This is a genomic window from Yersinia massiliensis, from assembly GCF_003048255.1.
Taxonomy (GTDB): domain Bacteria; phylum Pseudomonadota; class Gammaproteobacteria; order Enterobacterales; family Enterobacteriaceae; genus Yersinia; species Yersinia massiliensis_A.
Genome location: NZ_CP028487.1, coordinates 3,736,580 through 3,758,210, shown reverse-complemented (window position 1 = coordinate 3,758,210; position 21,631 = coordinate 3,736,580). Strand labels below are relative to the sequence as shown.

The window sequence follows — 21,631 nt, the reverse complement described above, 5'->3', positions numbered from 1 at the left end:
TGGCACTAATTGTGTGGATTAGAATATAAAGATGGGTTGTAAAAGTAATGTATTAATATTGTTTTAAATTAATGAATGAAATAATTATCTGATAACGTCTACTGACTTTACTTTCTCTGTTCTCGTTTTTATGCACCATTCATTCATCTTATCTAAATTGAGTACTCTCTATTTCAGCCTTCTTCCCTAGGCAGGCCGATATGATGATCAATTAACAGATTCATCGAAGCAAGATTGAGTTTGTTGGACGTAGAAAGTTATTCAACTAATCCCTAATTTTTCCTTCAGGGATTTCAAGTAGCGGCGACTGACAGGAATGTGCCTACCGCTGCGGGTAATGACTTCGGCAGCGCCATTGTCCATAAGCTGAATCTCCCCCAATTGCTCGGTATTGACCATATATTGCCGATGACAGCGGATAAACGGGGTTTTCTCTTCCAAAGTTTTCAGTGATAGCTGGGTATAGCCTGATTGTATCGTCCCAACAACATGTACCCCACTAAGCTCAGAACTGAGATATTCCACTTCTTCAATCTTCAGCAAAAAAATACGGTTATGCCCAGAGCAGGGAATATGCCGAAGCATGGGTTCGGTGATTTTATGTAAATTATTATTTACACTCATGCCGCGTCTTAAACGATTCAACGTTTTTACTAGGCGTTGATGATCGAGTGGTTTTAGCAGATAGTCAAAAGCATGCTCTTCAAAAGCTCGGATGGCATATTCATCATAAGCAGTCACGAAAACAATGTGCGGCATACTTTCAGGGTTTAGCATTGATGCCAATTCCAAGCCATTAATTCTGGGCATTTGGATGTCGAGAAATACCACATCAGGTTGCAGGCGCTGGATAGCGGGGATAGCTTCTAATGCGTTGCTGCATTCGGCGACGATCTCAATATCTTGTTCTTCAATCAATCTTTCGCGTAAATCTTCACGCGCGGGTTGTTCATCGTCGACGATGATGACTCTTAACATACAGCCTCCACAAATTTCCCGCATCTTATCATGGTGTCAAAAGGACAATGGGACCATCTGCAGAAACTGCGACTCACCGCAAAAGTCGCGTTGAAAGAGTCTGTAAAATTAGCGGTAATTATTTATTTACACATATGGATTGAAAACTTTACACACCATGGTATTGTGGTGACCTCAAACCGATATACACGCTAAACTAGCATCCGCTAAACAGAGACAGGTAAAGAATATGATCATGCAAAAAGATGCGCTCAATAATGTCCATATCAGTGCCGAACAAATACTGATAACTCCGGAAGAACTGAAAAATCAGTTCCCTTTGAGCGACGATGATCAGTATGCGATTGCCAACGCCCGCAAAACCATTGCTGATATTGTTCAGGGTAAAGATTCACGCTTATTAGTCGTGTGTGGCCCGTGTTCGATCCACGATGTGGATGCTGCTTTGGACTATGCGCGTAGCTTGAAAAAACTCTCTGCCGAATTGAGTGATAGCCTGTATATCGTCATGCGCGTTTATTTCGAAAAACCAAGAACGACAGTCGGTTGGAAAGGGCTAATTAACGATCCTGCTATGGATGGTTCTTTCGATGTCGAAGCTGGGTTACATATTGCTCGCCGGTTACTGCTTGATTTAGTGGGAATGGGGTTGCCATTGGCAACTGAGGCATTGGACCCTAACAGCCCGCAATACTTAGGTGACCTGTTCAGTTGGTCTGCAATTGGTGCCCGTACCACTGAGTCACAAACCCACCGTGAAATGGCTTCAGGTTTGTCTATGCCCGTTGGTTTTAAAAACGGGACCGATGGCAGCTTAGGCACGGCAATCAATGCAATGCGTGCAGCGGCTATGCCACACCGCTTTATGGGGATTAACCAATCAGGGCAAGTTTGTCTATTGCAAACTCAGGGCAACCCGCACGGCCATGTCATTTTACGTGGCGGCAAAACGCCTAACTACAGTGCACAAGATGTCGCTCAGTGTGAAAAACAGATGCAGGATGCGGGACTCATTCCATCCTTAATGATAGATTGCAGCCATGGTAATTCGAATAAAGACTATCGCCGTCAGGTTGCGGTCGCTGAATCTGTGGTTGAGCAGATCAAAGCGGGCAATCGTTCTATCACGGGTGTGATGCTGGAAAGTAACATCCATGAAGGTAATCAATCTTCTGAGCAACCTCGTGCTGCGATGCACTACGGTGTTTCAGTGACCGATGCTTGTATTAACTGGGAAAGCACCGAAACGCTGTTACGGAGCATGCACCAGGAATTACGTTCAGCGCTGGCGGCCCGGACTGTAGAGGAATAGTAAGTATGGTGGCTGAACTGACCGCTTTGCGCGATCAAATTGATGAAGTGGATAAAGCACTGTTGGATTTGCTGGCTAAGCGCCTGCATTTGGTTGCTGAAGTCGGTGAAGTTAAGAGCCGCTATGGCTTGCCTATTTATGTGCCAGACCGTGAGGCGGCGATGTTGACCTCACGTCGACAGGAAGCTGAGGCTTTAGGCGTACCACCTGATTTGATAGAAGACGTATTGCGTCGGATAATGCGAGAGTCTTATACCAGCGAAAATGACAAAGGTTTTAAAACCTTATGTCCTAATTTGCGACCTGTCGTCATTATTGGTGGGCACGGGCAGATGGGGCGCTTGTTCACTCGGATGCTGAATTTGTCGGGCTATCAGGTGAAGACGCTGGAACAGCAAGATTGGCCACAGGCTGAGTCGATTCTGGCAGATGCTGGAATGGTGATTGTCAGTGTGCCCATTCATACCACTGAAGAAGTGATCGGCCGGTTACCTAAATTGCCATCAGATTGTATTTTATTGGATCTGGCTTCCGTGAAAAATAAGCCGCTGCAAGCCATGTTGGCAGCCCATGACGGGCCTGTTGTGGGCTTGCATCCGATGTTTGGCCCGGATGTTGGCAGCTTGGCGAAGCAAGTCGTGGTGTATTGCGATGGTCGTGACCCGCAAGCTTATCAGTGGTTGCTAGAGCAATTGCAGGTATGGGGGGCGAGATTACACCGCATTAGTGCCGTCGAACATGACCAGAACATGGCATTTATTCAGGCATTGCGCCACTTTGCGACCTTTGCATACGGTCTGCATCTGGCAGAAGAAAACGTGCAGTTAGAGCAGTTGCTGGCTCTGTCTTCACCCATTTACCGTTTGGAGCTGGCGATGGTAGGGCGTTTGTTTGCGCAGGATCCTCAGCTTTACGCTGACATTATTATGTCATCCGAAGATAATTTGGCGTTGATTAAGCGTTACTATAAGCGCTTTGGAGAAGCAATTACCTTGCTAGAACAAAGTGATAAAAAGGCCTTTGTCAAAAGCTTCCAAAAAGTTGAACACTGGTTTGGTGACTATGCAGAGCGTTTCTTAGTCGAGAGCCGTTCATTACTGCGTCAGGCTAACGATAACCGCCAGTAATTGATATCAGTGAGTTGTTCGGCGAGTTTAATGAGTCATCCCAAAAGTGTTGGGATGACTTTTTTGCATTTTAGTTTGGATTTACCGGCACGACGTTTTCGCTTGGGTAGCAGCCTAATACTTTTAGTGAGCGAGTCATCGGCGTCAGATTAGCCAATGCTTTTTGCATGGCTTCAGAACGTAAATTCGCCTGTACATCGATATAAAACATCTCTTCCCACGGATTGCCATTGATTGGCCGAGACTCCAATTTTGTCATAATGATGCCATGATCCCTCAGCACCAATAGCGCTTCAACCAATGCACCTGATTGCTGGCCTGTGGCCATAATTAGGGTTGTTTTGGCTGGAATCTGCTCAGAGACATCAATGGATTTACGAGCAAGAACAATGAAGCGGGTGATGTTTTGTTGCTGATTTGCCAGATTATGTTCCAGTACCTGCAAGTCATAAAGTGCTCCGCCAGCCTCACTGCCCAATGCAGCCGCTGTTGGGGAATTCAGTTGTGCCACCTTTTCCATCGCTGCCGCAGTACTCTCGCAATACTCAATTTTCCAATGAGGGAAGCGATTGATAAATTGGCTACATTGCTGGAAGGGCTGTGGATGACTGTAAACAGTTTCGATTTTGTCTAGGTCGGTATCGGTTGCTACCAGTACGCAGTGGTCAATAGGAATAGTGATTTCACCGACGATGGACAGGCTAGTGTGTTGCAGTAAATCATATACGTCATTAATCGAACCGGAACTGGTGTTCTCTATCGGCAAAACAGCGTAATCAGCTTGCCCAGTCTCAACGTGGGTAAAAATATCTTGGAATTTATGGCAACCGCACTCAATCAACTGCTCGAAATGCCGTGCTGCATACTGACGGGCCGCTAGATGGGAATAAGAGCCTTTTGGGCCAAGAAAAGCGATACGGGCAGAATGCAGTGTGGTTTGATTAAGTTGATGTTGCAACAATGCCTGCTGCGTCAATACAGAGTCTTCAATAATCAGTTGGAACAAGCGTGTAACATAGAATCCATCTAGATCATATGGTTTTGCCGCTTTTACCAGCGCTTCTAGCAAGTCACGTTCACGCTCTTTATCGCGAATCGGGCGATGGTGGAGTTGCTTCGCTTTAGCAACATCCACGGCTAATTCTCGCCGTTCAGCCAGCAATGCCAGCAATTTTAAATCGAGTGCGCTGATGCGTTCACGTAGCACCAGTAACGGATTATCGCTCATAGGGTTTGCCTTCTATCATCCTGAAAGTTATTTGCAAAATCGGTATAAAAAAAGCCCCCCGTTTTGGGAGGCTTTGTTGTTCGTCTTCGCATTCTTTATCACACGACGAAACGCCTCCCAATCAGGGGAAGGTAAAAAAGAATGCGAAGAAAAACACTTTATTGATCATCGTTATTGGCGACCTGTTTTGATATGGGTAGTTAATAGATTGCCTCTAAACTAACCGCGAGCCTGAATTGCTGTCAATAAAAAACGCGCCCGAAAGCGCGTTAGATCCGAAATAAGATGGAATGGCTGGACTATTGCTCTTGTTCCGATTCTTCTTCCTCTGCATCGACTGACGCCAGATTAGTCTCTTTAACACTGTTTGCCGCGCGACGAGCTTCACCTTTGTGTTGAACTTTATTTAATTGACGTTCTAGTTTAGTGATTAGTTCGTTAATTGCAGCATACATATCATCATGCTTGGCACTGGCAACCAAGGGGCCCATCGGTGTACTGATAGTTGCATCGGCAACGAATCCCTGTGGATCTTTGGACAGTACAATATGCGGGTTTATCAACTGGGCCTGCCATTTATCCAGTTTGGTGAGACGGTCTTCAACATGTTTACGAATTGCTGGGGTGATATCCATTTGCTTACTGGTAATGTTGACTGTCATATGGCTTACCTCTCTGTCTACTCCGTCTTGGATAACTTCAGCATACCCCGCTTTTTCCTAAAATGTATGATCAAGGTCACTTTTTTTTGTCACTTTTTGCAAAGGTCATGGGAACTGTGAGTTAGCGTCAGAAATAGGGGGGAGGGGCTTGAATCATTGATTACAATGTCGCATTATCGATAAGTTATATTGCCTGAATATAGATAAAAAAGACGCTATTTTTCTGTTTTGGCTATGGTGTCAGTGCATCCGTTTGATGTCTCCCATCCCCTTATTTTCTACTCGCAATAGCCCAAATTGAAAACGGCAGCCTAGGCTGCCGTTTGGTATCTTAACTATCCAAATCACAAGTCATTCAAATGGTTTGTGATTTAGATAAGTTGTGATCTAGATAATATCAAGCTGGGTTCGCCGCAATTATCTTGGCCACTTTGTCGGCTTCAGCATTGAGCTGTAGCTGCTTATAAGCATTTTCCATCAACGGCAACGCATCACGTGTTGCTTGAGTATCAGGATAATCTCTCAACATTTGCTCTACGCGATTAACTACCGCGACGTAAGCGCCCCGTTTAGTGTAATATTGCGCCACGGCCAGTTCATGCTTGGCCAGACGATTTTTCAGGAACACCAAGCGTTTTTGCGCATCGGTTGCATACTGGCTGTTCGGATAGCTTTGAATCAACTGGTTAAAATCGCGGAATGCGGCTTTAGCATGTTGTGGATCGCGATCTGAACGGTCAATCCCGAAGAAGCCTTGTAATGCGCTGTCATCCAGAGCCATGTCAGTCAAACCACGCATATATAATACGTAATCGATGTTAGGATGTGTGGGATTCAGGCGCATAAAGCGATCAATTGAGGCTTGAGCCAACGGCAGATCAGCAGATTTATAATAGGCATAAATTAAATCAAGCTGAACCTGTTGGGAGTAAGGCCCGAAAGGATAGCGGTTATCTAACGCTTCTAGTTGCGTAATGGCTCCCTTAAAGTTACCGTCCTGCAGTTTTTGCTGAGCGGTAGCATAGAGCTCAGAAGGTGGGTTATCGGGAACCACATCCTTGTTACTGGAGCAACCGGTCAGCACCAGGCTCAACGTGGCGGCAGCCACCAGATATTTCATACGCGTCATGACGTTTTGATTATCCTCGAAGTGTTATTCCGGGAGACTGTCCGTTAAGCTCCCGACAAAGATCTAGATACAATAGCACATTATATTAAACGGCATCGCCGTCAAAACCCAACGTTAACGAACAAGAAGCTGCATATGGCACAACAAGTACAACTCAGCGCAACGGTGGCCGAATCACAACTCGGTCAACGGTTAGATCAGGCTTTGGCCGAATTGTTCCCTGATTATTCAAGATCTCGCATAAAAGAGTGGATTTTGGAAAACAAGGTCACAGTCGACGGTAAAACAATTAATAAGCCTAAAGAAAAAGTGTTGGGTGGTGAGCTCGTCGCAATTGACGCGCAAATTGAGGAAGATGCCCGCTGGGCGCCCCAAGAAATCCCACTGGATATTGTCTATGAAGATAGCGATATTTTGGTGATTAATAAACCCCGCGGTTTAGTGGTTCATCCCGGAGCAGGTAATCCGGATGGAACTGTCTTGAATGCGTTGCTCTATTATTATCCAGAAATCGTTGATGTTCCTCGGGCGGGTATCGTCCATCGTCTGGATAAAGATACGACTGGCTTGATGGTGGTAGCGAAAACAGTTCCTGCGCAAACCCGTTTGGTTGAAGCATTGCAAGCACGCGAAATCACGCGTGAATATGAAGCTGTGGCTATCGGTAATATGACGGCAGGTGGGCGAGTTGACGAGCCTATTTCACGTCACTCCACCAAACGAACTCATATGGCTGTGCATCCAATGGGTAAGCCAGCGACGACCCATTATCGCATCATGGAGCATTTCCGTGCCCATACCCGTTTACGCCTGCGCTTAGAAACGGGTCGTACGCACCAGATTCGCGTTCATATGTCCCATATAAACCATCCGCTAGTCGGTGATCAGCTATATGGTGGCCGCCCTCGTCCACCAAGAGGGGCTTCTGACGACTTTATCGCGATTTTACGCGGTTTTGATCGCCAAGCGCTGCATGCAACCATGCTGCGTTTGTATCATCCAATCAGTGGCATTCAAATGGAATGGCATGCTGCATTACCAGACGATATGGTTGAGCTGATTAACGCGCTGAAAGCCGATACTTTGGAATTTAAAGATCAAATGGATTGGTAATGAACGAGCTGATACTCCCCAACTGGCCGATGCCTGCAGGCGTGAAGGCATGTAGCACGACACGTCATGGTGGTATCAGCACCCCGCCTTATGATTCATTAAATCTCGGCACCCATGTGGGCGATGTCACTGCAAGTGTGATCGCCAATCGCCAGCGTTTAGTTGCGCTGGCGGGCTTACCGCAAATGCCTGTGTGGCTAGAGCAGGTACATGGCACTCGTGTCTTGCATCTGGACGGCGAAGTTACCCCTGATGTACGGGCCGATGCGGTTTATAGCCGTGTCGCTGGGCAAGTGTGTGCTGTCATGACAGCCGATTGTCTGCCGGTGCTATTTTGCTCTCTAAAGGGTGATGAAGTTGCGGCTGCCCATGCGGGGTGGCGTGGTCTATGTGCTGGCGTCCTTGAACAGACGCTTGCGCAGTTTAATGTGGCACCTGCTTCTATTATGGCCTGGTTAGGCCCAGCTATTGGCCCACAACAGTTCGAAGTGGGTGAAGATGTAAAACAAGCATTTAGTGATATCGATACTCAAGCCGCTTCAGCTTTTATCCCTTCCGGTTCCAAATATCTTGCGGATATTTATTCATTGGCTCGCATGCGCCTACAGGCTGCGGGTATTCATGCTATTTATGGTGGTGATCACTGTACAGTGACTGAAAAACAGCAATTTTTCTCTTATCGGCGAGATGGGATGACTGGACGTATGGCAAGTTTAGTCTGGCTGATATAACCTACTGAATTAGGACGATCCGCAGGCGCATAACGAATTACTTTAAATATAGTGTCAAAATAACCTTGAAAATTTGAGGTATGACCTCATCTAATCTCCAGTAGCAATTTTGACCAATATTGGAGGTGTTATGCGTCTGGATCGTCTTACCAGTAAATTCCAGCTTGCCCTCGCCGATGCACAATCTTTAGCGCTTGGGCGCGATAATCAATTCATTGAACCATTACATTTGATGAGCGCATTGCTCAATCAGGATGGGGGTACGGTTCGCCCATTACTGGCCTCGGCGGGGATTAATGTTGCTAATTTACGTAGCGATATTGAGCAAGCCTTAGGCCGTCTTCCACAAGTTGAGGGGACCGGCGGTGATGTTCAACCATCAAACGAGCTGGTACGAGTACTCAACCTTTGTGACAAATTAGCGCAAAAACGCGCAGATAAATTTATCTCTTCAGAGCTGTTCGTTCTGGCAGTGCTGGAAGATCGTGGCACTTTAACTGATATGTTAAAGGCTGCGGGGGCAACAACTAATAATATAGATAAGGCAATTGAAAATATGCGTGGTGGTGACAAAGTCGATGACCAAGGGGCTGAAGATCAGCGTCAGGCATTGAAAAAATTCACTATCGACCTGACTGAGCGTGCGGAGCAAGGCAAGCTCGATCCGGTCATTGGCCGTGATGAAGAAATTCGTCGTACTATTCAAGTCTTACAGCGCCGTACCAAAAATAACCCCGTGTTAATTGGTGAACCCGGTGTCGGTAAAACGGCTATCGTTGAAGGTCTGGCGCAACGTATCGTTAATGGTGAAGTGCCTGAAGGTTTGAAACATAAACGTGTCCTTTCCCTTGATATGGGTGCACTGATCGCTGGTGCGAAATATCGTGGTGAATTTGAAGAGCGTTTGAAAGGTGTACTGAACGATTTATCGAAACAAGAAGGTAGCGTCATCTTGTTCATTGATGAGTTGCATACCATGGTCGGCGCTGGGAAAGGTGACGGGGCAATGGATGCCGGTAACATGCTGAAACCAGCGTTAGCACGCGGAGAACTGCACTGCGTAGGGGCAACAACACTTGATGAATATCGTCAGTATATAGAAAAGGATGCGGCGCTTGAGCGGCGTTTCCAGAAAGTTTACGTTGCAGAACCTAGTGTTGAAGACACGATTGCTATTTTGCGTGGGTTGAAAGAGCGATATGAACTGCATCACCATGTGCAGATCACTGACCCAGCAATTGTTGCCGCGGCAACATTGTCACACCGCTATATTGCGGATCGTCAGTTGCCGGATAAAGCTATCGACCTTATTGATGAAGCGGGTTCTAGCATCCGCATGCAGATGGATTCAAAACCAGAATCCTTGGACCGATTGGAACGCCGGATTATCCAGTTGAAATTGGAACAGCAGGCGCTGAAGAAAGAGTCCGATGATGCCAGTAAAAAACGTCTGGAAATGCTCAATACGGAATTAGAGCAGAAAGAGCGTGAATATTCTGAGTTAGAAGAAGAGTGGAAAGCAGAAAAAGCCTCACTCACTGGGACCCAGAATATCAAAACAGAACTAGAACAAGCCAAAATCACATTAGAACAGGCTCGTCGTGTCGGTGATTTGGCGCAAATGTCAGAGCTTCAGTACGGTAAAATTCCTGAGTTGGAAAAACAGCTTGCAGCGGCAACTGCGCTGGAAGGGAAAACCATGAAGCTGTTGCGTAATCGCGTCACCGAGGTGGAGATTGCGGATGTTCTGGCGCGCTGGACCGGTATTCCTGTGTCTCGCATGTTGGAAAGTGAGCGGGATAAGCTGCTGCGTATGGAACAAGATCTCCATAAGCGAGTCATCGGGCAGGATGAAGCGGTTGAAGCAGTATCCAATGCTATCCGCCGTAGTCGTGCTGGTTTGTCAGATCCGAATCGCCCAATTGGCTCCTTCTTATTCTTAGGGCCGACTGGGGTAGGTAAAACCGAACTGTGTAAAGCGCTGGCCACATTCTTGTTCGACAGCGACGATGCCATGGTGCGTATTGATATGTCCGAGTTTATGGAGAAACACTCTGTCTCTCGGCTGGTGGGTGCACCTCCAGGCTATGTTGGCTATGAAGAAGGTGGATATCTGACAGAAGCAGTACGTCGTCGTCCTTATTCTGTGATTTTATTAGATGAAGTGGAAAAAGCGCATCCAGATGTTTTCAACATACTCTTGCAGGTGTTGGATGATGGGCGTTTGACTGACGGGCAGGGTCGAACAGTCGACTTCCGCAATACGGTTGTCATCATGACATCTAACCTAGGGTCAGATTTGATTCAGGAACGTTTCGGCGAAAGAAATTATACCGAAATGAAAGATATGGTGATGGAGGTCGTCAGCCATCATTTCCGTCCTGAATTCATTAACCGTATTGATGAGGTTGTTGTATTCCATCCGTTAGGCCGAGCACATTTGGCGGCTATCGCCAATATCCAACTGGAGCGGCTGTATAAACGGTTGGAGGAGCGTGGCTACCAAGTCACTATTACTCAGCCTGCATTAGAGTTCTTGGGCGAAGCTGGTTTCGACCCTGTGTATGGTGCGCGGCCATTGAAACGCGCTATCCAGCAGGAAATCGAGAACCCGCTGTCACAACAGATACTTTCTGGCAAGTTGATACCAGGTGTACCTGTGATTTTGGATGTAGAGAATGGGCATATTACTGCCAAACAGTAATGCTTAAAACAAGAAGGGGCGAGAAATCGCCCCTTCTTGTTTTATATTTCGCCATTAATGATGTTTTTGCTGAATTAGTGAGCGGTTGAAAAGTTTTTTGAAATTAGGGGTTGCAGCCTGTCAGGAACTCCCTATAATGCGCCTCCACTGACCGGGAACAACGAAATAGACTTCGCCGGGTTAGGAAGAGAAAAGAATTAGTTTGAGTTCGAAAGAAAGCAAATAGGACCTTGACTCTTCAGCGGGAAAGCGTATTATCTGCCTCCCGCGTTACCGTCAGATTGACCGCAAGGTTAACAGGTAACGAACGCTCTTTAACAATTTATCAGACAATCTGTGTGGGCACTCGCAAGACGATATCGAAGCCTGTTTCGGCAGGCAGAAGCAATATCAAAGTCTTGAAGAGTGACCAAAGCAGTAAACATTTGAACCTCGGTTCGAATGCATATTTGCAGAAAGTAATCTTTGAGCATCGCTACTTCGGTAGCAAATCAAACAAATCTTAAATTGAAGAGTTTGATCATGGCTCAGATTGAACGCTGGCGGCAGGCCTAACACATGCAAGTCGAGCGGCAGCGGAAAGTAGCTTGCTACTTTGCCGGCGAGCGGCGGACGGGTGAGTAATGTCTGGGGATCTGCCTGATGGAGGGGGATAACTACTGGAAACGGTAGCTAATACCGCATGACCTCGAAAGAGCAAAGTGGGGGACCTTCGGGCCTCACGCCATCGGATGAACCCAGATGGGATTAGCTAGTAGGTGGGGTAATGGCTCACCTAGGCGACGATCCCTAGCTGGTCTGAGAGGATGACCAGCCACACTGGAACTGAGACACGGTCCAGACTCCTACGGGAGGCAGCAGTGGGGAATATTGCACAATGGGCGCAAGCCTGATGCAGCCATGCCGCGTGTGTGAAGAAGGCCTTCGGGTTGTAAAGCACTTTCAGCGAGGAGGAAGGCATTGTGGTTAATAACCGCAGTGATTGACGTTACTCGCAGAAGAAGCACCGGCTAACTCCGTGCCAGCAGCCGCGGTAATACGGAGGGTGCAAGCGTTAATCGGAATTACTGGGCGTAAAGCGCACGCAGGCGGTTTGTTAAGTCAGATGTGAAATCCCCGCGCTTAACGTGGGAACTGCATTTGAAACTGGCAAGCTAGAGTCTTGTAGAGGGGGGTAGAATTCCAGGTGTAGCGGTGAAATGCGTAGAGATCTGGAGGAATACCGGTGGCGAAGGCGGCCCCCTGGACAAAGACTGACGCTCAGGTGCGAAAGCGTGGGGAGCAAACAGGATTAGATACCCTGGTAGTCCACGCTGTAAACGATGTCGACTTGGAGGTTGTGCCCTTGAGGCGTGGCTTCCGGAGCTAACGCGTTAAGTCGACCGCCTGGGGAGTACGGCCGCAAGGTTAAAACTCAAATGAATTGACGGGGGCCCGCACAAGCGGTGGAGCATGTGGTTTAATTCGATGCAACGCGAAGAACCTTACCTACTCTTGACATCCACAGAACTTAGCAGAGATGCTTCGGTGCCTTCGGGAACTGTGAGACAGGTGCTGCATGGCTGTCGTCAGCTCGTGTTGTGAAATGTTGGGTTAAGTCCCGCAACGAGCGCAACCCTTATCCTTTGTTGCCAGCACGTAATGGTGGGAACTCAAGGGAGACTGCCGGTGACAAACCGGAGGAAGGTGGGGATGACGTCAAGTCATCATGGCCCTTACGAGTAGGGCTACACACGTGCTACAATGGCAGATACAAAGTGAAGCGAACTCGCGAGAGCAAGCGGACCACATAAAGTCTGTCGTAGTCCGGATTGGAGTCTGCAACTCGACTCCATGAAGTCGGAATCGCTAGTAATCGTAGATCAGAATGCTACGGTGAATACGTTCCCGGGCCTTGTACACACCGCCCGTCACACCATGGGAGTGGGTTGCAAAAGAAGTAGGTAGCTTAACCTTCGGGAGGGCGCTTACCACTTTGTGATTCATGACTGGGGTGAAGTCGTAACAAGGTAACCGTAGGGGAACCTGCGGTTGGATCACCTCCTTACCTCACGATACGCATTGCGTAGTGTCCACACAGATTGTCTGATGAATGTAATAGAGCAAAGCACCTGTTGATGTCGTGAGTTTCGACTCATGCTGATGCGAAACGGTTAGATTTCGGTTTAATCGGTATTTTCGTGTCCCCATCGTCTAGAGGCCTAGGACACTGCCCTTTCACGGCTGTAACAGGGGTTCGAATCCCCTTGGGGACGCCAATCCGATAATGTGTGAAAGACATTATCACCGGTTCTGCGAAACCGAAAATATCTTAAAGATGACTTTCACAAGTCGTGTTTAAGCTATTGCTCTTTAACAATCTGGAACAAGCTGAAAATTGAAACCATACAGCTGAACATTATCTCACCGTAGAAGTATCGGGATAATCAGTAACCTGTATGAGAGTCTCTCAATAATCACAGCATGAAGGTCTTTATCTTCAGGATAAAACATCTTTGGGTTGTGAGGTTAAGCGACTAAGCGTACACGGTGGATGCCTAGGCAGTCAGAGGCGATGAAGGGCGTGCTAATCTGCGAAAAGCGTCGGTAAGCTGATATGAAGCGTAATAACCGACGATACCCGAATGGGGAAACCCAGTGCAATTCGTTGCACTATCGTTAGATGAATACATAGTCTAACGAGGCGAACCGGGGGAACTGAAACATCTAAGTACCCCGAGGAAAAGAAATCAACCGAGATTCCCCCAGTAGCGGCGAGCGAACGGGGAGGAGCCCAGAGTCTGAATCAAGTGGTGTGTTAGTGGAAGCGTCTGGAAAGTCGCACGGTACAGGGTGATAGTCCCGTACACCAAAACACACTGCTTGTGAACTCGATGAGTAGGGCGGGACACGTGACATCCTGTCTGAATATGGGGGGACCATCCTCCAAGGCTAAATACTCCTGACTGACCGATAGTGAACCAGTACCGTGAGGGAAAGGCGAAAAGAACCCCGGCGAGGGGAGTGAAATAGAACCTGAAACCGTGTACGTACAAGCAGTGGGAGCACCTTCGTGGTGTGACTGCGTACCTTTTGTATAATGGGTCAGCGACTTATATTTTGTAGCAAGGTTAACCGAATAGGGGAGCCGTAGGGAAACCGAGTCTTAACTGGGCGTCTAGTTGCAAGGTATAGACCCGAAACCCGGTGATCTAGCCATGGGCAGGTTGAAGGTTGGGTAACACTAACTGGAGGACCGAACCGACTAATGTTGAAAAATTAGCGGATGACTTGTGGCTGGGGGTGAAAGGCCAATCAAACCGGGAGATAGCTGGTTCTCCCCGAAAGCTATTTAGGTAGCGCCTCGTGAACTCATCTTCGGGGGTAGAGCACTGTTTCGGCTAGGGGGCCATCCCGGCTTACCAAACCGATGCAAACTCCGAATACCGAAGAATGTTATCACGGGAGACACACGGCGGGTGCTAACGTCCGTCGTGAAGAGGGAAACAACCCAGACCGCCAGCTAAGGTCCCAAAGTCATGGTTAAGTGGGAAACGATGTGGGAAGGCATAGACAGCCAGGATGTTGGCTTAGAAGCAGCCATCATTTAAAGAAAGCGTAATAGCTCACTGGTCGAGTCGGCCTGCGCGGAAGATGTAACGGGGCTAAACCATGCACCGAAGCTGCGGCAGCGACGCTTAGGCGTTGTTGGGTAGGGGAGCGTTCTGTAAGCCGTTGAAGGTGGTCTGTGAGGACTGCTGGAGGTATCAGAAGTGCGAATGCTGACATAAGTAACGATAATGCGGGTGAAAAACCCGCACGCCGGAAGACCAAGGGTTCCTGTCCAACGTTAATCGGGGCAGGGTGAGTCGACCCCTAAGGCGAGGCTGAAAAGCGTAGTCGATGGGAAACAGGTTAATATTCCTGTACTTGGTGTTACTGCGAAGGGGGGACGGAGAAGGCTAGGCTAGCCGGGCGACGGTTGTCCCGGTTTAAGCATGTAGGCGGAGTGACTTGGTAAATCCGGTTGCTTATCAACGCTGAGGTGTGATGACGATGCACTACGGTGCAGAAGTAGTTGATGCCATGCTTCCAGGAAAAGCCTCTAAGCATCAGGTAACATGAAATCGTACCCCAAACCGACACAGGTGGTCAGGTAGAGAATACTCAGGCGCTTGAGAGAACTCGGGTGAAGGAACTAGGCAAAATGGTGCCGTAACTTCGGGAGAAGGCACGCTGGCGCTAGGTGAAGAGACTTGCTCTCGGAGCTGAAGCCAGTCGCAGATACCAGCTGGCTGCAACTGTTTAATAAAAACACAGCACTGTGCAAACACGAAAGTGGACGTATACGGTGTGACGCCTGCCCGGTGCTGGAAGGTTAATTGATGGGGTCAGCCGCAAGGCGAAGCTCTTGATCGAAGCCCCAGTAAACGGCGGCCGTAACTATAACGGTCCTAAGGTAGCGAAATTCCTTGTCGGGTAAGTTCCGACCTGCACGAATGGCGTAATGATGGCCAGGCTGTCTCCACCCGAGACTCAGTGAAATTGAACTCGCTGTGAAGATGCAGTGTACCCGCGGCAAGACGGAAAGACCCCGTGAACCTTTACTATAGCTTGACACTGAACATTGAGCCTTGATGTGTAGGATAGGTGGGAGGCATCGAAGTGTGGACGCCAGTCTGCATGGAGCCAACCTTGAAATACCACCCTTTAATGTTTGATGTTCTAACTCGGCCCCATTATCTGGGGTGAGGACAGTGTCTGGTGGGTAGTTTGACTGGGGCGGTCTCCTCCCAAAGAGTAACGGAGGAGCACGAAGGTTAGCTAATCACGGTCGGACATCGTGAGGTTAGTGCAAAGGCATAAGCTAGCTTGACTGCGAGAGTGACGGCTCGAGCAGGTACGAAAGTAGGTCTTAGTGATCCGGTGGTTCTGAATGGAAGGGCCATCGCTCAACGGATAAAAGGTACTCCGGGGATAACAGGCTGATACCGCCCAAGAGTTCATATCGACGGCGGTGTTTGGCACCTCGATGTCGGCTCATCACATCCTGGGGCTGAAGTAGGTCCCAAGGGTATGGCTGTTCGCCATTTAAAGTGGTACGCGAGCTGGGTTTAGAACGTCGTGAGACAGTTCGGTCCCTATCTGCCGTGGGCGTTGGAAGATTGAGAGGGGCTGCTCCTAGTACGAGAGGACCGGAGTGGACGAATCACTGGTGTTCGGGTTGTCATGCCAATGGCATTGCCCGGTAGCTAAATTCGGAAGAGATAACCGCTGAAAGCATCTAAGCGGGAAACTTGCCTCGAGATGAGTCTTCCCTGGGGCTTTAAGCCCCCTGAAGGAACGTTAAAGACGATGACGTTGATAGGCTGGGTGTGTAAGTGCAGCGATGCATTGAGCTAACCAGTACTAATGATCCGTGAGGCTTAACCTTACAACACCAAAGGTGTTTTGGTGGTATTGAGAGATTTTCAGCGAAGTTCCGAGGTTGGGTTGACTGGCTGCGCGGAGAGAGCGTGTAGCGGGTTGATTGAAACAGAATTTGCCTGGCGGCCATAGCGCGGTGGTCCCACCTGATCCCATGCCGAACTCAGAAGTGAAACGCCGTAGCGCCGATGGTAGTGTGGGGTCTCCCCATGCGAGAGTAGGACACTGCCAGGCATCAAACACGAGTTATCAGAGTGACATCTGGTAACTGACAAAATCGTCAGAGACGGTTTTGCACAGCGAGGAGCGCTGGCCCTGTAAAGGGTAAGTATCAGGAAGATACACGTAACAGAATCGGTGGAGCGGTAGTTCAGTTGGTTAGAATACCTGCCTGTCACGCAGGGGGTCGCGGGTTCGAGCCCCGTCCGTTCCGCCACTTATTGCAAAACCCCTGAATCGCAGATTCAGGGGTTTTTTGCATTATAAAAAACTAAAAAATTGATTTATTGTTATGACAATTGAATCGATTAAAATCGAGACTCACCACTCACCACTCACCACTCACCACTCACCATTTACCATTTACCATTTACCATTTACCATTTACCATTTACCATTTACCATTTACCATTTACCATTTACCATTTACCATTTACCATTTACCATTTACCATTTACCATTTACCATTTACCATTTACCATTTACCATTTACCATTTACCTATTGTTAATCTCGTATTTTGGATATCAGAACTGGTGCCTTTAAGTACAGGGCAAAAGTTAGTTGGGACTGATTAGGGGCAATACTCAATAATGACTGGCTGTATATGCTCAGAAGTGAAGCTAGAGGACGTAATGGCGTACGGTTCCCAAAAAAATACCCTGTTAGCTCAAGGCTCACAGGGTATTGGGATCATTTTATCAATTTAGGTATGACCGGTTTTATTTAGGTTTATAGTATGCGGCTAATTAAGCGATCGATACGAATTCTGCGTAAGCGACGGATCAGTTTACGAACCTTGACGGGGTACTGTTGAATATTCTCAAGTTCAAGGTAGTGCGAGACGACTTTGGTATGAGTGCGGATACACTCTAACTCTTTAGCTCGCTGTTCATGCATCTCATGCTTAGGATCATGAATCAAAATGGCATTCTCAAGATCCAAACGCCATGCACGTGGATTCAGATTGTTACCGGTGATCAATTGCCAGTTATTATCTACCCACATCCCTTTCAGATGGTAGGTATTGTCACCATCCTTCCACAAACGAACGATAAGTTGTCCGTTATCCACAAAGCGTTGTAAGCGGCTGAGGAAACGACGCAAGTTGATTTCGTATAAGTAAGGTAATGCGCCAATAATTTTAAACGGCTGATCTTCCGGAATATAAAAATCATTTGCTGTTTTGTCGCCGACAATAATCTCGACTTGTTTACCTTCTCGCAGTAAATAAATAATGTTGCGAACTAATAACGCAGGCAAATTAAAGTAGGGAGTGCAAATCGTCAGGCGCTCATCAGCGGAAGACATGAGGTGATGAATCGTTTTGTTCAGCGGGCTTTTTTTGCCTAAGCCAACTAAGGGTGTGATAGCTAATTCATCATTGCTTGCTTGCGTAGAGAATTGATATCCGATGTCACGCAGCGAGGAGCGAAACTGCCGAGTTTCGTTTTTGATTTCAGGATTCGTGGGTCGATCCGTACGATCAAGGCGCTGAACAGCACCGGCACTCAAGACTCGCTGTTTCACGTAATCAACCATAATACCGGCCAATGATGGATTCGTGATTAACTGGTAACGATCATAACGATACTTATCGTTTTGATGCAGATAGACGTCATTGATGCTGGCACCACTGTAGATCACGGTGTCATCAATGATAAAACCTTTGAGATGCAGGACACCAAGGGCTTCTCGGGTATTAACCGGAACACCATAAACTGGAACGCAAACATCAGGATGTTGTGCTGCCATCTCGCAATACCAATCAGCATTAGTATTGACTGCTGCTGCTCCGATACGGCCACGCTGGGCACGGTGCCAGTCTACTAGCACGCAAATTTCCAGTTCAGGCTGTCGCTGTTTGGCCTGATAGAGGGCGTTCATCACGTCGCGACCTGCATCATCCTGCTCAAGATAAAGCGCCACCAGATAAATACGGTTGGTCGCCTGACCTATTAATTCCAATAGTGTAGAGCGGAAAACCTTGGGGCAATACAGCGTTTGGACATCATCAACTGGCTGGGGGAGTTTGGGCAGTTGTGCAAGGTGTTGTTGATGTTTACTACGTTTAAATTTTGACAACATCACAGTGCGCTTCTTCTCTTGTTATTTAATGGCAAAGCCGCCATATCCAAAAAAACACTAATCCATAGAGTCGGGCGATAATACCACTACTTTTCCGGATTGTGCGCAAGTTTTGCCGGTTAATGACCGAATCGTTTGGGGTTGTGGCGTATATCACGGCGATTTATGCAACTGAAATCACAGCGCCAGTTCCAGGTTAACGATCCCATCCTCAATTTGTACATCAATACTAAAGCCCAGTTTTTTAGCTAAACCAATCATGCCGCGATTGTTCGGCATGGTGATCGCGGTTAACCGCGTTAACCCATGGCTGCGCGTATAGTGAATCATCTTTTCGAGCAGTTCTCGACCTAAGCCTAGCCCTTTTAAGTCTGAACGTACTAATACGGCGAACTCAGCATCAATATTATCGGGATCAGATAACGCCCGCGTCACACCGATGATTTCCGGTCCTGTCGCATTTTGGCGTACCGCGACAAATGCCATTTCCCGATCATAGTCAATCTGCGTCATATTCGCCAAATCATCATGGCTGAATTCATTGATTTCACTGAAGTAGCGATAATAGAGATCTTCTTTAGTGACTTGATCAATAAACAATTTTAGCAGCGGTTCATCTTCCGGCAAGATAGGGCGGAATAGGCACTCGGAGCCATCTTTTAACACCACCTTTTGCTCTAACTCATGTGGGTAGGGGCGTATGGCTAATCGAGCCTGTGGATCGCCACTCACTGGGGCGAGTTGCATGGAAACATCCAGCAGCGTGAACTCATTACCAGAAGCAAGAACGGGGTGGATATCTAACCGACTGATTTCGGGGCAATCGAGAATCAAGTTAGAGACTTGTACCAGCAACCGACTTAATCCTGGGATATCTAAAGGCTGCAGCGATCCACGGCTGCGAATTTTCCCGCCTTTGACCGCTTGAATAATCAGATAGCGGGCCAGCGCCATATTGAGTGGTGGTAGTGCGACGGCGGCCTGTGTTTCATGATGCCATTCGATTCCCCCTTCACCCAACATAATCAGTGGGCCGAAAATCGCATCTTGTTCAACGGCAATGCGTAATTCTTGCGCGCCAGCACGGTTAGCCATACTTTGCACCAACAGGCCATGGATGCGGGCTTGTGGGAAGGTACGCTTGACGCGGTCAAGAATATCGTCAGCGGCGCGTTGTACCTCGATGGCCGTACGCAGGTACAACATGACACCCTGAACTTCAGATTTGTGCGGGATATCGGGGGAACGCAGTTTGATCGCAACGGGATACCCCAAACGCTCGGCGATATGCACCGCTTCTACGCTATCACTGGCAATCCAGGTTGGCAGCATATTCAGGCCATAAGCTTCTAAGATCGGCTGTACTTCATGGGTATCGAGCTGAGTCGTCCCTTCAGCCAATGCTTGGCGGATCAATTGGTGGACATGAGCGGTATTCGCCGTCAGCCCCACAGGCAGTGCTGGCGTCTCTTTCAGTTGTTTTTGGTTACGGCGATATTCCACCATATGCATAAAGGCAGTAATCGCGCCCTCTGGTGTGCGGTAGGTCGGTATTCCTGCTTCGGTGAATAGCCGCCGTGCGTCCTGCGATGAATATTCTCCGCACCAGTTAGTCAGCACAGTAAGGCGTTTTCCACGTGGGTGCTGGCGGATAGCTGAAATTAATAGCTCGGCGGTCTTGCTACCCGGTGCTGCGGCACTGGGGGAATGAATCAGTAGTAACGCGTCATAATCGGTGCTGTCCAATAACGGCTTAACCGCAGCTAAATAGCGCTCAGCACTGGCATCATCCCGTAGGTCTATTGGGTTACGTAAGGAAACAAAAGACGGTAGTGCCTCGCTCAGAGCCGATTGTGTGGTATCTGACAATGTCGCCAGTTTGCCATTACGGCTAATGAGTTCATCCAATGCCATGGCGGCGGGTGCAGCACCGTTACTGACAATGAGTAAGCGCTCACCTCGTAGGGGGTGCATATGACTGAGTGTCTCGACAGCAGAGAACAACTCATGCGTATCTTGCACTCGCAGTAACCCCGCGCGCTGAATCGCGGCATCATAAGCGGCATCCAACCCTTGCTGGCCATTCAGTAATTGTTGTGCCCGCTGGCTGCGACCACTTTTGACCACCAGAATGGGCTTATTACGCGAAGCACTGCGTGAAGCAGATAAAAAGCGCCGAGCATCGCTGATATGTTCGATATACAACATAATGGCGCTGGTTTTACCGTCTCTGGCGAGGAAATCGAGCAGGTCGTCGACATCAATATCGAGACTATCACCCAGCGCGATAAAGTAAGAAAAGCCAACTTCCCGCTGTTGCGCCCAATCCAAAATGGTATTTGCGACTGCAGCCGACTGGGAGATAAACGCCAATCGCCCTTTTTTGATGGGCACGGGCGAGAAACTGGCATTCAACCCTTGCCACGGTGCCAGTAAGCCTAAACTGTTTGGCCCAAGCAAGCGCATATGATGACGATGAGCGCAGGCTTTCAACTCAGGGAATTGCTCTGTCGCAGCAGAGAGAACAATCACCGCTTTACAGCCACGGACACCCAAGTCTTCGAGCAATGTCAGATTGCGGTGGTCATGTGTACAAAGGATAGCCAAGTCGGGCGTGATGGGGAGGCTGGCGATATTGGCATAAGCCAGCACACCGCAAACCGCTTTATGCGTCGGGGTAACCGGCAGAATAGGGCCATTGAAGCCGCCATCCAACAAATTACGCATCATCAGGAAACCGGCACGTTCAGGCTTTTCTGACGCACCAATGACCGCAATCGATTTCGGGCGTAATAGCGCTTCTAATCCGCGTTGACTCATGGTTTATCCCCGTCATTTCTCAAGTTGCACGCATATGGCTGCGCTCATGACTCGACCATCCGTGGACTTCAGCTCAATGAGACTGCTGTTTGCCACCGTTCTGCCCCTGATATCT

At 48.2% G+C, this 21,631-nt stretch carries 11 protein-coding genes, 2 tRNA genes, 3 rRNA genes and 1 other annotated feature; of the genes, 10 read left to right on the top strand and 6 right to left on the bottom strand.

Going from position 1 to position 21,631, the window contains the following annotated elements:
• Positions 1 to 261: 261 nt before the first annotated feature.
• A complete protein-coding gene (gene btsR / locus DA391_RS17505) occupies positions 262 to 978 on the bottom strand; it encodes a two-component system response regulator BtsR (RefSeq protein WP_050285925.1) in 717 nt (238 codons plus the stop codon).
• 235 nt (positions 979 to 1,213) lie between these two features.
• Here btsR and DA391_RS17500 point away from each other — a divergent pair, with 235 nt between their 5' ends.
• Positions 1,214 to 2,290, top strand: a complete 1,077-nt coding sequence (locus tag DA391_RS17500) for a 3-deoxy-7-phosphoheptulonate synthase (RefSeq protein ID WP_108088302.1) — start codon at positions 1,214 to 1,216, stop codon at positions 2,288 to 2,290.
• Positions 2,291 to 2,295: 5 nt separating this feature from the next.
• Positions 2,296 to 3,417, top strand: a complete 1,122-nt coding sequence (gene tyrA / locus DA391_RS17495) for a bifunctional chorismate mutase/prephenate dehydrogenase (RefSeq protein ID WP_050285926.1) — start codon at positions 2,296 to 2,298, stop codon at positions 3,415 to 3,417.
• A 70-nt stretch (positions 3,418 to 3,487) separates the two neighbouring features.
• Here tyrA and pheA read toward each other — a convergent pair whose 3' ends face one another.
• From pheA to bamD, 3 genes are all read right to left on the bottom strand, one after another.
• Entirely contained in the window at positions 3,488 to 4,645 is a 1,158-nt protein-coding gene (pheA, locus tag DA391_RS17490; RefSeq protein WP_049604670.1) for a bifunctional chorismate mutase/prephenate dehydratase, read from the bottom strand.
• A 44-nt stretch (positions 4,646 to 4,689) separates the two neighbouring features.
• Positions 4,690 to 4,815, bottom strand: a sequence feature (Phe leader region).
• Positions 4,816 to 4,944: 129 nt separating this feature from the next.
• Positions 4,945 to 5,307, bottom strand: a complete 363-nt coding sequence (raiA, locus tag DA391_RS17480; protein ID WP_019210867.1) for a ribosome-associated translation inhibitor RaiA — start codon at positions 5,305 to 5,307, stop codon at positions 4,945 to 4,947.
• Between the two features lie 397 nt (positions 5,308 to 5,704).
• Positions 5,705 to 6,436 (bottom strand): outer membrane protein assembly factor BamD, encoded by a 732-nt coding sequence (gene bamD, locus DA391_RS17475; RefSeq protein WP_019210866.1) that lies wholly within the window; start codon positions 6,434 to 6,436, stop codon positions 5,705 to 5,707.
• A 135-nt stretch (positions 6,437 to 6,571) separates the two neighbouring features.
• Between bamD and rluD the strand changes: the two genes are divergently transcribed.
• The 8 genes from rluD to DA391_RS17425 all read left to right on the top strand — a co-directional run bounded on the left by rluD (position 6,572) and on the right by DA391_RS17425 (position 16,826).
• Positions 6,572 to 7,549: a 23S rRNA pseudouridine(1911/1915/1917) synthase RluD gene (gene rluD / locus DA391_RS17465; protein WP_019210865.1), complete on the top strand. Its 978-nt coding sequence runs from the start codon at positions 6,572 to 6,574 to the stop codon at positions 7,547 to 7,549.
• Positions 7,549 to 8,280, top strand: a complete 732-nt coding sequence (yfiH, locus tag DA391_RS17460; RefSeq protein ID WP_057650399.1) for a purine nucleoside phosphorylase YfiH — start codon at positions 7,549 to 7,551, stop codon at positions 8,278 to 8,280. The genes rluD and yfiH overlap by 1 nt, the downstream gene beginning before the upstream one ends.
• A gap of 130 nt (positions 8,281 to 8,410) precedes the next feature.
• A complete protein-coding gene (gene clpB / locus DA391_RS17455) occupies positions 8,411 to 10,984 on the top strand; it encodes an ATP-dependent chaperone ClpB (RefSeq protein WP_050080418.1) in 2,574 nt (857 codons plus the stop codon).
• 504 nt (positions 10,985 to 11,488) lie between these two features.
• A 16S ribosomal RNA gene (locus tag DA391_RS17445) occupies positions 11,489 to 13,031 on the top strand.
• Positions 13,032 to 13,166: 135 nt separating this feature from the next.
• Positions 13,167 to 13,242: transfer RNA gene (locus DA391_RS17440), tRNA-Glu, on the top strand.
• A 248-nt stretch (positions 13,243 to 13,490) separates the two neighbouring features.
• Positions 13,491 to 16,397 (top strand): 23S ribosomal RNA (locus DA391_RS17435).
• Between the two features lie 111 nt (positions 16,398 to 16,508).
• Positions 16,509 to 16,624, top strand: a 5S ribosomal RNA gene (gene rrf / locus DA391_RS17430).
• Together the 16S, 23S and 5S rRNA genes with 2 tRNA genes alongside form the textbook arrangement of a ribosomal RNA operon.
• 125 nt (positions 16,625 to 16,749) lie before the next feature.
• Positions 16,750 to 16,826: transfer RNA gene (locus DA391_RS17425), tRNA-Asp, on the top strand.
• 514 nt (positions 16,827 to 17,340) lie between these two features.
• On the opposite strand, the gene pssA is transcribed toward DA391_RS17425, so the two are convergent.
• Both pssA and DA391_RS17410 read right to left on the bottom strand, forming a co-directional pair.
• The gene (pssA, locus tag DA391_RS17415; RefSeq protein WP_050287056.1) at positions 17,341 to 18,696 is read right to left on the bottom strand and encodes a CDP-diacylglycerol--serine O-phosphatidyltransferase; all 1,356 of its coding nucleotides are present in this window, start codon (positions 18,694 to 18,696) and stop codon (positions 17,341 to 17,343) included.
• Between the two features lie 177 nt (positions 18,697 to 18,873).
• Positions 18,874 to 21,516 carry a bifunctional acetate--CoA ligase family protein/GNAT family N-acetyltransferase gene (locus DA391_RS17410; protein ID WP_098904233.1) on the bottom strand — a complete coding sequence of 881 codons (2,643 nt, stop codon included), beginning with the start codon at positions 21,514 to 21,516 and terminating at the stop codon, positions 18,874 to 18,876.
• Positions 21,517 to 21,631 lie beyond the last annotated feature (115 nt).